This window comes from Pseudoalteromonas sp. NS-SX12, assembly GCF_057367955.1.
Window position 1 is genome coordinate 2,072,180 of record NZ_CM170634.1, and the last position, 15,328, is coordinate 2,087,507.

The 15,328-nt window shown below is 43.0% G+C and carries 14 protein-coding genes and 1 tRNA gene; 9 read left to right on the forward strand and 6 right to left on the reverse strand.

The window, feature by feature from the left end:
• Nucleotides 1–106: 106 nt before the first annotated feature.
• Both AC2IOM_RS09560 and AC2IOM_RS09565 read right to left on the reverse strand, forming a co-directional pair.
• A complete protein-coding gene (locus AC2IOM_RS09560) occupies nt 107–592 on the reverse strand; it encodes a DUF1543 domain-containing protein (RefSeq protein WP_486359558.1) in 486 nt (161 codons plus the stop codon).
• Nucleotides 593–637: 45 nt separating this feature from the next.
• Nucleotides 638–1,009, reverse strand: coding sequence for a nuclear transport factor 2 family protein (locus AC2IOM_RS09565; protein ID WP_394227800.1), 372 nt, complete (start codon nt 1,007–1,009; stop codon nt 638–640).
• A gap of 118 nt (nt 1,010–1,127) precedes the next feature.
• On the opposite strand from AC2IOM_RS09565, the gene AC2IOM_RS09570 reads away from it, so the two are divergent.
• Nucleotides 1,128–3,065 (forward strand): RecQ family ATP-dependent DNA helicase, encoded by a 1,938-nt coding sequence (locus AC2IOM_RS09570; protein WP_486358224.1) that lies wholly within the window; start codon nt 1,128–1,130, stop codon nt 3,063–3,065.
• On the opposite strand, the gene AC2IOM_RS09575 is transcribed toward AC2IOM_RS09570, so the two are convergent.
• The 4 genes from AC2IOM_RS09575 to AC2IOM_RS09590 all read right to left on the reverse strand — a co-directional run bounded on the left by AC2IOM_RS09575 (nt 3,062) and on the right by AC2IOM_RS09590 (nt 5,938).
• Complete coding sequence (locus AC2IOM_RS09575) at nt 3,062–3,784, reverse strand: SIR2 family NAD-dependent protein deacylase (protein WP_486358225.1); 723 nt, start codon at nt 3,782–3,784, stop codon at nt 3,062–3,064. The genes AC2IOM_RS09570 and AC2IOM_RS09575 overlap by 4 nt on opposite strands.
• The gene (locus AC2IOM_RS09580; protein ID WP_486358226.1) at nt 3,777–4,679 is read right to left on the reverse strand and encodes a DMT family transporter; all 903 of its coding nucleotides are present in this window, start codon (nt 4,677–4,679) and stop codon (nt 3,777–3,779) included. Before AC2IOM_RS09580 ends, AC2IOM_RS09575 begins: the two co-directional genes overlap by 8 nt.
• Nucleotides 4,680–4,978: 299 nt before the next feature.
• Entirely contained in the window at nt 4,979–5,752 is a 774-nt protein-coding gene (locus AC2IOM_RS09585) for a delta-class carbonic anhydrase (protein WP_394227807.1), read from the reverse strand.
• A gap of 42 nt (nt 5,753–5,794) precedes the next feature.
• On the reverse strand, nt 5,795–5,938 hold the full coding sequence (locus AC2IOM_RS09590; protein WP_486358227.1) for a hypothetical protein: 144 nt from the start codon (nt 5,936–5,938) through the stop codon (nt 5,795–5,797).
• Between the two features lie 109 nt (nt 5,939–6,047).
• Between AC2IOM_RS09590 and AC2IOM_RS09595 the strand changes: the two genes are divergently transcribed.
• From AC2IOM_RS09595 to pnp, 8 genes are all read left to right on the forward strand, one after another.
• Nucleotides 6,048–6,124 (forward strand) — tRNA-Met (locus AC2IOM_RS09595).
• Nucleotides 6,125–6,345: 221 nt separating this feature from the next.
• On the forward strand, nt 6,346–6,801 hold the full coding sequence (gene rimP / locus AC2IOM_RS09600) for a ribosome maturation factor RimP (protein WP_010559786.1): 456 nt from the start codon (nt 6,346–6,348) through the stop codon (nt 6,799–6,801).
• A 35-nt stretch (nt 6,802–6,836) separates the two neighbouring features.
• Entirely contained in the window at nt 6,837–8,336 is a 1,500-nt protein-coding gene (nusA, locus tag AC2IOM_RS09605) for a transcription termination factor NusA (RefSeq protein WP_010559787.1), read from the forward strand.
• 24 nt (nt 8,337–8,360) lie between these two features.
• Complete coding sequence (gene infB, locus AC2IOM_RS09610) at nt 8,361–11,015, forward strand: translation initiation factor IF-2 (RefSeq protein ID WP_486358228.1); 2,655 nt, start codon at nt 8,361–8,363, stop codon at nt 11,013–11,015.
• Nucleotides 11,016–11,108: 93 nt separating this feature from the next.
• Complete coding sequence (gene rbfA / locus AC2IOM_RS09615; protein WP_010559789.1) at nt 11,109–11,507, forward strand: 30S ribosome-binding factor RbfA; 399 nt, start codon at nt 11,109–11,111, stop codon at nt 11,505–11,507.
• On the forward strand, nt 11,507–12,445 hold the full coding sequence (gene truB, locus AC2IOM_RS09620) for a tRNA pseudouridine(55) synthase TruB (protein WP_486358229.1): 939 nt from the start codon (nt 11,507–11,509) through the stop codon (nt 12,443–12,445). Before rbfA ends, truB begins: the two co-directional genes overlap by 1 nt.
• A 129-nt stretch (nt 12,446–12,574) precedes the next feature.
• Entirely contained in the window at nt 12,575–12,841 is a 267-nt protein-coding gene (gene rpsO, locus AC2IOM_RS09625) for a 30S ribosomal protein S15 (protein WP_010559791.1), read from the forward strand.
• A 325-nt stretch (nt 12,842–13,166) separates the two neighbouring features.
• Nucleotides 13,167–15,308, forward strand: a complete 2,142-nt coding sequence (gene pnp / locus AC2IOM_RS09630) for a polyribonucleotide nucleotidyltransferase (RefSeq protein ID WP_486358230.1) — start codon at nt 13,167–13,169, stop codon at nt 15,306–15,308.
• Nucleotides 15,309–15,328: the final 20 nt, after the last annotated feature.

Genomic DNA, 15,328 nt, shown 5'->3' on the forward strand with positions numbered 1-15,328 from the left:
GTTTTTATGAAATTAATACAAAACCATGAGATCAAAAGTGTGATTTAGATTTGTTAATTTTTGCTCTAAATGCAATAGTAGGTGTTTTTTACGAAAATAGTCGTAGTTATAATGGGTGGTAACCAAACCAATCTGGTTTGATTGCTTGGCGCTTGCCTGAATAGCTTAATTTGATATAAAAACCATCAATTAAGTCGATAGATAATAAATCATCCACCGCCATTAAACGGTCTTTATGTGGTTTCGATAAATTGTTCGGCACACGCGAAAGTGCGATTTGTTTTGCTTGTTCGGGTGATTGCGCCACGATCAATTCAAAACTGTGTTGCTCCATGATGTGATCAGGGTAATACGCACCTAAGTTAACAAAAAACAGGGTGTGTTGATTTGGCTCAGGGTGCTCCGATAGCGAAATATCAAAGCCGTCAATGTGTTTTATTTCACAGTAGCTGTCGATATGCACCTTGGCTTTATCGCCACACCATTGCTGTTTCAGCGCGTTAAACGTTTGTTCTATGGTGTCGCCTACGACAAAACGAATATCATGCATTTCGATATTGCAGCCGCTTACTTTACCGCCTAAACACACCATAAATAGTCGTTTCACAGTTAACCCTTTTGTTAGTTTTTAAAGACTTTAGTCACGCATAAAGGATACGCGTTTAATTAAACCGTTTTCAATTTGGTAGCTCGCAATCACCACTACATCGGTATCAATAATATTTGGGTCTTGTGATGCGCTAGAGGCACGCTCTTTATCGACTAAAAAACTACCATTCACAATACGGTTTAACGACGTGGCATTTAAATACACTAGCGAGGCAAACTTAGCACCATAACGTTTAATTAATTCGTCTTTGCCCTGATACTGCAATCCGCCAGGAAATGCATGAATTTCTACGTCATCGTGGTAGGTCGCGGCAAACGCATCAATATCGCGGTTATTGTAGGCATCAAGTTGCTTATCAACGATGGCAATGGTTTGTTGTTCTATCTCTGAATAGGTCATTATAAATTGCTTGTAATAGCTCAAAGAGCACGATTGTAGTAAAGTTTTACCTTTCGCAACATGATTTTGCGATAAACTTGCTACTCGCCAGCCCATTATTATTTTTCAGTGAGCCCAAATGAATCAAACACAGTTACAGCAAGCGCTAAAACATCACTTTAACTTTGATGTTTTTCGCGAAGGACAAGGACAAACCATTTCGCAGCTTTTAGCAGGCCATTCAAGCCTTGCTGTATTTCCAACCGGCTCAGGTAAGTCTTTGTGTTACCAACTTACCGCGCTGTTGTTACCGCATTTAACCTTAGTGGTGTCACCCTTGCTCGCGCTGATGAAAGATCAGGTGGATTTTCTCAATAGCAAAGGCATTGCAGCCGCGAGTTTAGATTCGAGCCTTGATAAAGATAGCTACTTTGATGTGGTTAATCGTGTAAGGCAAGGCGAAATAAAAATTCTTATGGTGTCGGTAGAGCGCTTTAAAAACGAACGATTTAGGCAGTTTATTAACTCGGTTGCGATTTCTATGCTGGTGGTTGATGAAGCCCACTGTATTTCGGAATGGGGTCACAACTTTAGGCCTGATTACCTGAAGCTGCCGCAGTACCGTGAAGAGCTGAATATTCCGCTGGTATTACTGTTAACGGCGACCGCAACAAAAAAAGTTAAACAGGATATGGCGGCTAAATTTCAAATCCAGCAACAGCATATAGTGCAAACGGGTTTTTATCGTCATAATCTCGATTTATCGGTGATCCCAGCGGTTACGGGGCAAAAAACACAGCAACTAGTTGATGTTGTAAAGTTACAACAGGGTTGTGGCATTGTGTATGTGACGTTGCAGCAAACTGCAGAGTCTGTCGCAACCATACTTGCTGATCAGGGAATTAATGCAGTCGCGTATCATGCTGGTCTTGGCGCTGAGCAACGTCAAATGATTCAAAACCAATTTATGCAAAGCAACAATCAAGTGGTTGTTGCAACCATTGCCTTTGGTATGGGTATAGATAAAAGCGATATTCGCTTCGTGGTGCATTATGATTTACCGAAATCAATCGAAAACTATTCGCAAGAAATTGGCCGCGCGGGGCGTGATGGCAACTCAGCTAATTGCTTTGTGTTGGGTAATCTCGATGATGTAACTACGCTTGAAAACTTTGTCTACGGCGATACGCCTGAAGCAACGAGTTTGCAGCGATTTTTTAACGACATACGCGAGCAAAGCCAAGATAATTTATGGCAGTGCCAAATTTATTCACTGTCACAGACAACCAATATTCGCCAGTTAACGTTAAAAACGGTGCTCGTGCAATGTGAGTTGTTAGGTTTATTAACCGCCAAGTACAGTTATTTTGCTGAGTACCGCTATTTTTTCAAATCGGATAAAGCAAGCGTCTTAGCTAAATTTAACCCCGAGCGACAAGCATTTTTAAACCAGCTATTTGATGCAACTGACTTTAAGAAAAAGTGGGGCAGTATCGATGTTAGCGAGTTTGCCATGCAATCAGGGCTTGACCGTTCACGTGTATTGTCGGCACTTGAGTATTTACACGAGCAGGGCGATATTGAGCTTGAAAGCAAACAGCTTGTAGATGTTTATGCCGTTAATTCTAGCTTATTAGATAATAATGAGCTGCTTAGTCAGCTAACAGATTATTTTGCGAGTAATGAAAAAAGCGAAGTGGCGCGTATCAACACCATGTTGCGCTATTTTCAGCTAGACACGTGTTTAAGTTACAATTTGGCGCGCTATTTTGATGATCAAGGTGCGCCACAGCAGTGTGGTCATTGCAGTGTGTGCCGTGGGCAAGTTGCTAAGTTGCAATATATTGATACGCAAAAACAGCTCATAGAAAATCAAATCAATGGTTATTTAACACCATTAGATATTGCATTAAATGGGCAAGGGTTTGAATTAAGCGATACGCTAGCCGCACGCTTTTTAACAGGCTTAACCCAACCTGTGTTCACAAAAGTAAAAGCGTCGAAAATGGCAGGATATGCGGTATACGATACCGTGCCATTTGAATTGGTGAAAAGCGCAGTAGCGCGAAACCGCTAGCCTACTTTTTCAATGTATTCTAGCGCCGTCATTTGGTGATAAGTGACATCGCTGTGTAATACATGAGCCGGATTGGGGTCAACTATCTCAATTGGAATAGCATTTTGACGTGCCACTTCAAGCGCCATTTGTGTAATGTTGACACTAAACGATGTGCCGATGAATACCATTTTATCGGTGTTATACATGCGGTTTTGCGCCTCAGTGATTTGGTACAAATCGGTATAAAATTCATCAAACAGTAAAACATAAGGTTTTAGAGACACATTGAGCTCTGGCCCGTGTTTCGAAATCTTAAAAATATCGAGTAACGATGCTTTAAGGTTTTGCTCGTCAACGTCCTGCCATGGCGCGTTAAAACGTTCAACAACCGGCCCTTGTTCATGATAAAGCGTAACGTGATCAATACGGCCATGAATTGAAATGTAATGTTGATTGCCCGCTTTGCCATCAAGGCCGTCTATATTTTGTGTAATGAGGTTTTTGTCGGCTAGCCAACAGTGTGCCTTGTTGGGGCCGTGGTTGCGGTAAGTTACAAAACGCGTGTAATACCAAGCCAAAAACTCCGCCGGATTATGTTGGTACATGGCACGGGTTGCCATCTCTTGTGGCGTGTAATTATTGCTGCCAATGGTCCAAAAACCGTCTTCGCCACGAAAGGTCGGTATACCACTGGCACTACTTACGCCCGCTCCAGTGATATATAAAGTATTAGTCATATCGCAATGCACTTCTTTTTTTGCTTTTAAGTAGTTTATCGCCAAATTGAAATAAACCAAGACCAGTGACAATAATCACCGCGCCAATAATTAGTGAGAGTGACAGAGGTTCATTGTTTAACAGTGTACCCAGTGCAATGGCAAATCCCGGTGTAATCAGTGTGATCAAGGCAACCGTGCTGGCTTCTAACTTTTGTAACACATGAAAATACGCCAAAAAGCCAAGTAGCGAACCAAATACACCTAAATATAAAATTGAGGCGATGGCACGATGACTCCAACTGCTTGGCGCAAAGGTACCATCCACCAGTAACCAAGTGATAAAAAATAGAGGCGTTGCGATAATAAGTGCGCCAAAGGTGGTTGCCATTGGATGAATAGCCAGCTTTACGGTTTTAACCATCACACCGCTTAAGCTAAAGAAACACACCGCAGCGAGTACACACAAAAGACCCACATTAAACACCGAACCGCCAGCGAGTTGATCTTTACACACTAGCGCTAAACCACACACCGAGAGCATTAAGGCAATCACTTTTACTTTGCTAAATTTGGCTTCGTTTAAAATACGCTGCGCTAGCAAGCCCGATAAAATGGGTGCAAGGCCAAAAACCAGTGAAATAACGCCAGAAGGCACGGACTGCGCTGCAAAGTAACTGAGCATCATGCCGCCATAAATGCCAAGCGCTGAATAGGCGTATAACTTTATCGCTCTGCCATGCCAAGGTAAGCGAATATTCGCAATCGCCATTACAAATGCGCCGAGTACTAGGGCGATTAACATGCGCAAAAATACCGACATGGTTGGCGGAATAGAATCACTGCTCCATACAATGCCAAGCGGTGTAGTTGACCAAATTAGCACGACAAAAAAATACGATACCTTAACAGGCATAATAGCGTTCCTAAATTTGGCAGATAAAAGAAGTGAGGGGGGAGTGACTAACCGCTTTTACCTGCGGTTAAATCATTTAACCGCGTTAAGTACGACGTAGCAGGGCATTGACCGTGTTGGCCTGCCATGTATTCCATACTAGATGCGAGTTAAAGAGTGTCATTTATTTTCAATGTAAGTTTTCGTTTAAGAAGTTATAGATTCGTTTGGAATGGGAATGAAGTCAAGCAGAAAAAAGGGTAATTAAATTACCCTTCATAAAACAAATGTAACAAGCTATGTAAGCGTGAAACGAAAACTTAGTTAATTGGCGCTAATAACGTTGGATTGGTCACTAACTGACGTACGCCATGCGCGTGATCTTCTTCAAATACGTTCGCTTCACACCATTTACCAATAGTATTGATATTTAGCTTTGCACACTGTGGACGTACATTCCATGTAACTTGAAGTGGTGAACATGATTTTTCGCTAAAGCTTGGGCCTGTAGTTGAACCTAAAAACTCAACTGGCGCCCCCGTGTTATTTGGAATATGTTTAGCTTGGTGATAACCGTTTACGACATTGCCGTCGTAGCTTAAGTCGTTAAAATCCAGTGCATCGTCATCATTTACTAAGGTAAATACTTGAGTTTCTACGCGTAAGTCTGGGTTTGCACATTTGTTACTTAAGCATGAACCTAAACCTTTACCCGGTTTAACATCACATGAGGTGTGTACCCAATGCACTTCAATGGTGTCACCCGGTTTTAAGCCTTTACAAATTTTACCTTTTGGCGCTTTTAATTCAGCGGCACTAAGTGACTCAGAGATATTACATTGGTAACCACCATATTTACCGTCACCTGCAAATAAAGAAAAATCTTTCGCTTTGTGTTCGGCATTTTTATGGAAGTGAATATTACATAAATTAAGCTGTTCTTTGGCCGGTGCTTTGCTGAAAACCACTTTATTTTCGCCAACTAGGTTATCAATATCGCGCGGTGTTTGCGGGCCAAAGCCCTCACAGGTATCGGCAAGTGTTGTCGTGGCAAAGCTCAATGCGATGGCTGAAAAAAGTGCTTTTTTTATCATTATGGTTTCCCTTAAAAAGTTGTGTCGGCATACGCAACGCACTTATACCGCTGCAAAAGCATTGGCTTTTGGGAAATCGGCGGTGGTGGCAACGTATGGTTCTTTTTCAGGGGAGCGCGAGTGTAGCACGGCGTTTATGGCTTTTTGTGAATTTAATGATTTTTTTAATTGTTTTTTATTTAACATTATCGCAACAATAAAAGCTTGATAAGAGGTTGCTTATTGACTTATGGAAGCTTATAATCCTCACCATATTTTTAGTCGTGCACTGCGTGACTAATTAAGTAGTCATTGGCGCGGGATGGAGCAGCCTGGTAGCTCGTCGGGCTCATAACCCGAAGGTCGTCGGTTCAAATCCGGCTCCCGCAACCAACTACCTGTTACTTTTGTAACTTGCGCGCATTACTTAATGCGCGTTTTGCGTTTAGGCAAAGAGTATTTGCCTAATTTGGTTTTCGACCCGCACCAAGCTTGGCCAACGGCCACACAGATTAGTTTTTGATGTGACGCCCCGCTTGGTTCGGGGCGTTGTTGTATCTGAAACGCTAGAAGTTGGGGCATATGCCCTTTTTTTGTTTGTACGGAGAGATGTTGTGACTAAACTCGAACAAGATTTAATAGCGATGTTTGAGCCTACCATTGAAGATATGGGCTTTGAATTATTGGGCTTAGAGTTGGCGCAAGCGGGCCGCAATTCGACGCTGCGCGTGTATATCGATCATGAAAACGGCGTAAATGTAGATAACTGTGCCGATGTCAGCAGACAAATTAGCGCTATCTTAGACGTTGAAGATCCGATAACGAATGAATTTAACTTGGAAGTATCTTCGCCAGGCATTGACAGACCATTATTTAAACCAGAACACTTTGTTAAAGCCACAGGTGAAGAAGTGCGTTTACGCACTAAGCTTCCACAAGACGGTCGCCGCAATTTTAAAGGCGACTTAACCCAGGTTAATGGCGATATGATTACGCTTAACATCGACGGTACGGATTGTATGATCATGCTATCGAATGTTGAAAAAGCGAACATCATCGCTAAGTTTTAATCGTGCGAAAGGAATAGGGCAAGCGAGGCAAGAAGATGGCAAAAGAAATACTTTTGGTGGCAGAAGCTGTTTCGAATGAAAAAGCAGTACCACGAGATAAAATTTTTGAAGCACTAGAGTTCGCACTAGCGACAGCGACAAAGAAAAAGCACGAAGGTGATATTGACGTACGTGTAAGTATCGACCAAAAAACAGGTGAATACGATACGTTCCGTCGTTGGATGGTGGTAGAGCCACAAGAAGACGGTAGTTTAGAGCATCCTTTCCGCGAGATTACGTTTGAAGCTGCGCAGGTTGATGAACCTGAAATCCAGCTTGGCGATTTTGTTGAAGAACAAATTGAATCAGTTAAGTTTGACCGTATTACAACACAAACTGCGAAGCAAGTAATCGTACAGAAAGTACGTGAAGCTGAGCGCGCATTGGTTGTTGAAGCATACAAAGATCAAGAAGGTGAGATGATCACCGGTGTTGTTAAAAAAGCAACGCGTGACGCAATCGTACTTGATTTAGGTAACAACGCGGAAGCGGTTATTTACCGTGATGATATGTTACCACGTGAAAACCACCGTCCGGGCGACCGTGTACGTGGTTTACTTTATGCAGTTAAGCCAGAAGCACGCGGCGCACAATTATTTGTAACGCGTTCTAAGCCTGACATGCTAATTGAACTTTTCCGCATTGAAGTGCCAGAAATTGGCGAAGAGATGATTGAAATTAAATCTGCAGCGCGTGATCCAGGTTCACGTGCCAAGATTGCGGTTAAGTCAAACGACAAGCGTATTGATCCGGTAGGTGCGTGTGTGGGTATGCGTGGTGCACGTGTACAAGCCGTATCAACTGAGCTATCAAACGAACGTATTGATATCGTGCTTTATGATGATAACCCAGCGCAATACGTAATTAACGCAATGGCACCTGCAGAGGTAGCGTCGATTGTTGTTGATGAAGATTCGCGTTCAATGGATATCGCAGTAGAAGCCGATAATCTAGCGCAAGCGATTGGCCGTAACGGTCAAAACGTACGTTTAGCAAGCCAATTAACTGGCTGGGAACTAAACGTAATGACAGTTGAAGATATGCAGAAGAAGAATGAAGAAGAGTCAGATAAGCTGGTTTCTTTATTCACTGAAGGTCTAGATATCGACGACGATTTTGCAGAGTTCTTAATTCAAGAAGGCTTCTCTTCACTTGAAGAAGTAGCTTATGTGCCTGTAGCTGAATTCCTTGAAATTCAAGGCTTAGATGAAGCAACAGTTGAAGAACTTCGCGAGCGCGCAAAGGCTGCGTTAACTACGCAAGCACTTAAAACAGAAGAGTCTCTAGAGGGCGCAGAGCCAGCAGCAGACTTATTAGGCCTAGAAGGTCTAGATCGTCACCTCGCATTCGTAATGGCGAGCAAAGGTGTAGTTACCCTTGAAGATCTTGCAGAGCAAGGTGTGGACGAACTTGTAGACATTACTGAACTAAGCGAAGAACAAGCGGGTGAGCTAATCATGGCTGCACGTAATATTTGCTGGTTTGGCGACGAATAATTATTGACGGAGGTAAAGTAAATAATGGCAGAAGTAAGTATTGATAAACTCGCCAGCGACATAGGTACAACTGTTGATAAGCTAGTGCAACAGTTCAAAGACGCTGGAATTGAGAAATCTCCGTCAGATCAAGTTACTGAAGATGAAAAAGCGCAGTTACTTGATCATTTAAGCCGCGCACATGGTGGTGAAGGTACAAGTGCACCAACGCGCATGACGTTACAGCGTAAGAGCAAAAGCACATTAAGTGTGCCAAGTGGCTCAGGCAAAGCAAAGTCAGTGCAAGTAGAAGTACGTAAAAAGCGCACTTATGTTAAGAAAAGTGCACTAGAAGAGCAGGCGGCTGAGCAAGCAGCAGAGCAGGCACGTATCGAAGCTGAGCAACAAGCACAGCAAGAAGCAGAGTTAAAAGCAAAGCAAGAGGCTGAATTGAAAGCGAAGCAAGAAGCAGAACGCAAAGCAAAAGAAGAAGCTGAACGTAAAGCAAAAGCAGAAGCAAATGCTGAGCCAAAAGCAAAGGCACCTGAAGCACCTAAGATGACCGCTGAAGAAAAAGCGGAAGAAGAGCGTCTTCAACGCGAAGCTGAAGAAGCGGCTAAGCGTAAAGTTGAAGAAGAAGCAAAGCGTGCTGAAGAAGAAGCAAAGCGTTTAGCAGAAGAAAATGAAGCGCGCTGGAAAGCGGAAGAAGAAGAGCGTAAGCGTCGTGAAGAAACGGCGGATTACCACAGCACTTCATCTGAAGCAGCGCGTCTTGCTGAAGACGAGTCTGACATGAAAGAAGAGCAGTCAGCCCGTCGTTCAAGCAAGAAGAAAAAGAAAAAAGAAGATGCACCTGCACCACGTGGTAAAGGTAAAGCCGCTAAAAAAGGCAAGCTTAAAGCACCTCAGTCACTGCAACACGGTTTCCAAAAGCCAACTCAAGAAGTAACGCGTGACGTTCGCATCAGCGAAACAATCACAGTAGCTGAACTTGCTTCTCGTATGGCGGTTAAAGGCACAGAAGTTATCAAGACCATGATGAAAATGGGCGAGATGGTAACAATTAACCAAGTACTAGACCAAGAAACAGCATCACTTGTTGCTGAAGAAATGGGTCACAAAGTTGTATTGGTTAAAGAAAACGAGCTGGAAGAGAAAGTACTTTCAGATCGTGGTGACGAAGGCGAGCAAGCGCCACGTGCACCAGTTGTTACTGTTATGGGTCACGTTGACCATGGTAAAACATCAACACTTGACTACATCCGTTCTAAGAACGTAGTAGACGGTGAAGCCGGTGGTATTACACAGCACATTGGTGCATACCACGTTGAAACTGACAATGGCATGATCACTTTCTTAGATACTCCGGGTCACGCAGCGTTTACCTCAATGCGTGCACGTGGTGCGAAAGCAACGGATATCGTAGTACTTGTAGTTGCAGCAGACGATGGCGTAATGCCACAAACAATCGAAGCGGTACAGCACGCGAAAGCAGCTGAAGTACCACTGATTGTTGCAGTGAACAAAATTGATAAAGAAGGCGCTGATCCAGATCGCGTTAAGAACGAGCTTTCACAACACGACGTAATCCCTGAAGACTGGGGTGGTGACGTACAGTTTGTTCATATCTCTGCGAAAGTAGGTACTGGTGTTGATGATTTATTAGAAGCAATTCTAATGCAGTCAGAGCTACTTGAACTTACGGCAGTTCGTGAAGGTATGGCGTCAGGTGTTGTAATTGAATCACGTCTAGATAAAGGTCGCGGTCCTGTTGCTTCTGTACTTGTTCAATCAGGTACGCTTAAGCAAGGTGATATCGTACTGTGTGGTTTAGAGTACGGCCGTGTTCGTGCGATGCGCGATGAAGATGGTAAAGAAATTAAAGAAGCGGGTCCGTCAATCCCTGTTGAGATTCTAGGTCTTTCAGGTGTGCCTGCGGCTGGTGATGAAGCAACAGTTGTTAAAGACGAGCGTAAAGCACGTGAAGTTGCACTTTACCGTCAAGGTAAATTCCGTGATGTGAAACTTGCACGTCAGCAGAAAGCGAAGCTTGAAAACATGTTCTCTAACATGACCGAAGGTGATGTGTCTGAAGTGAACGTAGTACTTAAAGCAGACGTACAAGGTTCAGTAGAAGCAATCTCTGACGCACTTGTGAAGCTTTCTACAGATGAAGTTAAAGTTAAGATTGTTGGTACTGGTGTTGGTGGTATCACTGAAACTGACGCAACACTTGCAGCAGCGTCAAACGCAATCGTTGTTGGCTTTAACGTACGTGCCGACGTATCAGCACGTAAAGTAATCGATAGCGAAAACCTAGACTTACGATACTACAGCGTAATCTATGACCTTATCGATGAAGTTAAGCAAGCAATGTCAGGTATGCTTGCACCAGAATTCAAGCAAGAGATCATTGGTCTTGCTGAAGTACGTGACGTGTTTAAGTCACCGAAAATTGGTGCAATCGCTGGTTGTATGGTTACTGAAGGTCTTGTTAAGCGCAATAACCCAATTCGTGTTCTACGTGATAACGTTGTTATCTACGAAGGTGAACTTGAATCACTACGCCGCTTTAAAGACGACGTTCAAGAAGTTCGTAACGGTATGGAATGTGGTATCGGTGTTAAGAACTACAACGACGTTAAAGTTGGTGACCAAATCGAAGTATTTGAAGTTGTTGAAGTTCAGCGTAGCCTGTAACTTTCACTTCAATAATTAGATAATTCTTTGGGGGCTTTATGCCCCCTTTATGCTATTTTCTCAAATAGTATTTAAGAGGAATAAGAAAAGTTTATGAGAGAGTTTTCTCGTACAGATAGAGTGGGTCAACAGATCCAAAAAGAAGTGGCACTTATTTTACAACGTGAAATTAAAGATCCACGTCTTGGTATGATCACTGTGAGCGCAGTAGAAGTATCACGTGATTTATCGTACGCCAAAGTGTTTGTTACAACGCTTAATGATCACGACGAAGAAAAGTCAAAACTGATCATGAAAATTTTAGGCGAAGCACAGGGCTTTGTACGTTCATTACTTGGTAAACGTATTCGCGCACGTATTGTGCCTGAAATTAAGTTCGTAATGGATACTTCATTATTAGAAGGTATGCGCATTTCGAATTTAGTTGATCAAGTAATTCGCGACGACAACGAAAAGCGTGGCGATGAACCGCAAGAAGGTCAAGAAGACTAATGGGGCGTAGGCAAAAAGGTCGTGCAATTGACGGCATTTTACTGTTAAACAAACCAACGGGTATCTCATCAAGTAAAGCACTGCAAATTGCCAAGGGCATTTACTTTGCGCAAAAAGCAGGGCATACCGGTGCACTTGATCCACTGGCAACGGGCATGTTGCCAATTTGTTTTGGTGAAGCGACCAAGTTTTCACAGTTTTTGTTAGACACTGATAAAACCTATGTGGTGCGTGCTAAGTTGGGTGAACGCACTGACACCTCAGATTCAGATGGCGAAATTGTTGAAACTAAGCCAGTTAATATCACTAAGCAGCAGTTAGTTGATGCAGTGAAATCATTTGAAGGCGAATCGGACCAATACCCATCGATGTACTCGGCGCTGAAATATGAAGGCAAACCTTTATATTACTATGCAAGACAAGGCATCGAGGTTCCGCGTAAATGCCGTAAAATTAACGTGTTTAGTTTAACCCTAGACGAAGTTGATTTTGACAATAACGAAATTCAAATGACTGCTCATGTAAGTAAAGGCACTTACATTCGCACTATTGTTGACGATTTAGGTGAAAAGCTTGGCTGTGGCGCACACGTTATTATGCTGCATCGTAGTGCAGTGGGTCATTATCCGGCTGAACAAATGATGACGCTTGACGAATTACAAGCGATTCTTGATGACGCAAAAGCAAATGACATCACACCAAGCGAAAAGCTTGATCCATTGTTATTGCCAATGGATACCGCATTACATGGTATGACAGAAGTGTTGGTAACCGATGGTCAGGCGAAAGCGTTTAGTCATGGTCAGGCTGCAACTATGCCAAACCTACCCGACGGTGAGTTTAAAGTTATCCGTCAAAGCGATAACCGCTTTATGGGCATTGGTGAGCGCAATAGTGACGGCCAACTTAAATCTAAGCGTGGATTATCTAACGCTTAGCAATAAAGTATTTACTGCTACTTGTAGTAATTTTAAATGCTGGTAGAATACGCCAGCTTAAACGCTTTGGCTGAATTAGTGATCGGCTAAAGTAAATTCAATTAACTCACTAAATTTTGGAGTCTAACAATGCTAAGCATTCAAGAAAAAGCTGAAATCGTTGCTAAATTTGCACGCGCTGAAGGCGATACTGGTTCACCAGAAGTACAAGTTGCACTTTTAACTTTCGATATCAACAAGCTTCAAGGTCACTTCGCTGATCACAAGCATGATTTCCACTCACGTCGTGGTCTTCTTCGCAAAGTAAGTCAACGTCGTAACCTTCTTGACTACCTAAAGCGTAAAGACGTTGAGCGTTATTCAGCGCTAATCAAAGAGCTTGGCCTACGTCGCTAATCACTTTGATGCCAAAAAAGCAGCTTCGGCTGCTTTTTTTGTGTCTGAAATTTGACAATATATAAGATTAAAGCCTTGCCATTTGACATAAAAAAGCATGACATAGGCTGCTTTTTTACGCTGCGACACTACCATCTTTCGCGCTATGCAGTATACTAGCGCACAAGTGAAATGCTTGGTGCTAAACAACGCTAAATCATTCACTTAATAAACTGATGCCAATTGTAGTAGTTAATCGATTTTGCTCGCTTAATTTATCGTCAAATACGATTAACTACTGTAATTGGTGTTATTCAAATAGCTATACAAAATAAAGGATTTTTTAATGCAACCAATTATTAAAAAATTTCAGTTTGGTCAACATGAAGTGACCTTAGAGACGGGCGCAGTTGCTCGTCAAGCAGATGCAGCAGTTATCGCGAGCATCGGTGATACAGCAGTACTTGTATCAGTAGTAGGTAAGCGCGAAGCGGCACCTGGTCAAGATTTCTTCCCACTAACAGTTAACTACCAAGAGCGTATGTACGCTGCTGGTCGTATCCCAGGTGGTTTCCTTAAGCGTGAAGGTCGTCCAAGCGATGGCGAAACACTTACAGCACGTCTAATTGACCGTCCAATCCGTCCACTTTTCCCAGACGGTTTCGTAAACGAAGTACAAGTAATCGCGACAGTTGTATCAATTGACCCAGAAATCAAGCCTGACATCGTAACGTTAATCGGTACTTCAGCAGCACTTGCTATTTCTGGTATTCCATTTAATGGTCCACTTGGTGCAGCGCGCGTTGGTTATATCAATGACCAGTACGTACTTAACCCATCAGCAACTGAGCTAGTTGAAAGTAAACTAGACCTAGTTGTTGCAGGTACTGAAAACGCAGTACTTATGGTTGAATCAGAAGCTGAAGTGCTTTCTGAAGACGTGATGCTTGGTGCGGTTGTATACGGCCACGAGCAATCACAAGCAGCGATTAAAGCAATCAATGAATTCCAAGCTGAAGCGGGTAAGCCAGCATGGGATTGGACTGCTCCAGAGAAGAACGTAACACTTGCTGACAAGATTGCAGCGATTGCAGAAGAGAAAGTAGGCGCAGCTTACTTAATCACTGACAAAGTAGCACGTAAAGAAGCAATTTCTGCTGCAAAAGCTGAAGTTGTTGAAAAACTAACTGCAGAACTAGCAGAAGACGAATCACTAGACGAGCAAGAAGTAGGTAAACTATTCGGTTCTCTAGAGAAGAAAATCGTACGTGGCCGCATCATTGCTGGCGAAAAGCGTATCGACGGTCGTGAACCAGATATGGTGCGTGCGTTAGACGTAATGACCGGCGTATTACCGCGTACTCACGGTTCAGCTATCTTCACTCGTGGTGAAACGCAAGCACTTGTAACTGCAACACTTGGTACAGAGCGTGATGCACAGATGATCGACGACCTAACAGGTACTAAGACTGATCGTTTCATGCTTCATTATAACTTCCCTCCATACTGTGTTGGTGAAACTGGTTTTGTAGGTTCACCTAAGCGTCGTGAAATCGGTCACGGTAACCTAGCGAAGCGTGGTATTGCTGCAGTAATGCCAAGCCTTGAAGAATTCCCGTACTCAATTCGTGTGGTTTCTGAAATCACTGAATCAAATGGTTCATCGTCAATGGCATCAGTATGTGGTACGTCACTTGCGCTTATGAATGCAGGTGTACCAACTAAAGCATCTGTTGCTGGTATCGCGATGGGTCTAGTAAAAGAAGGGGACGACTTTGTTGTTCTTTCTGACATCTTAGGTGATGAAGATCACTTAGGTGATATGGACTTTAAAGTTGCTGGTTCATCAGAAGGTGTAACTGCACTACAAATGGATATCAAGATTGAAGGTATCAACAAAGAAATCATGCAAATCGCGCTTAACCAAGCAAAAGCGGCTCGTATGCACATTCTTTCAGTAATGGACCAAGCAATCGACAAGCCAAGCGAAGAGCTTTCTGAGTTTGCACCGCGTATCTACGTTGTTAACATTCCACCTAAGAAAATTGCTGATGTTATCGGTAAAGGTGGTGCAACAATCCGTGCACTTACTGAAGAAACGGGTACAACAATCGAAATCGAAGATGACGGTACAGTTAAAATTGCTGCAACGAACGGCGAAAGCGCACGCGCTGCAATCGCACGTGTTGAGCAATTAACTGCTGAATTAGAAGTAGGTACTATCTACTCTGGTAAAGTTGTTCGTATCGTAGACTTTGGTGCATTTGTTAACGTACTACCAGGTAAAGATGGCCTAGTTCACATTTCACAAATCAGTGAAGAGCGTGTAAACAACGTAGCTGATCACCTAAAAGTAGGCGACGAAGTACAAGTTAAAGTACTTGAAGTTGACCGCCAAGGCCGTGTACGTCTAAGCATCAAAGAAGCGCTTAAGAAAGACGACGCACCAGCTGAAGAAAACGCTGAAGAAAAAGCATCAGAAGAATAAGTCGACTAAATAAGACTTAG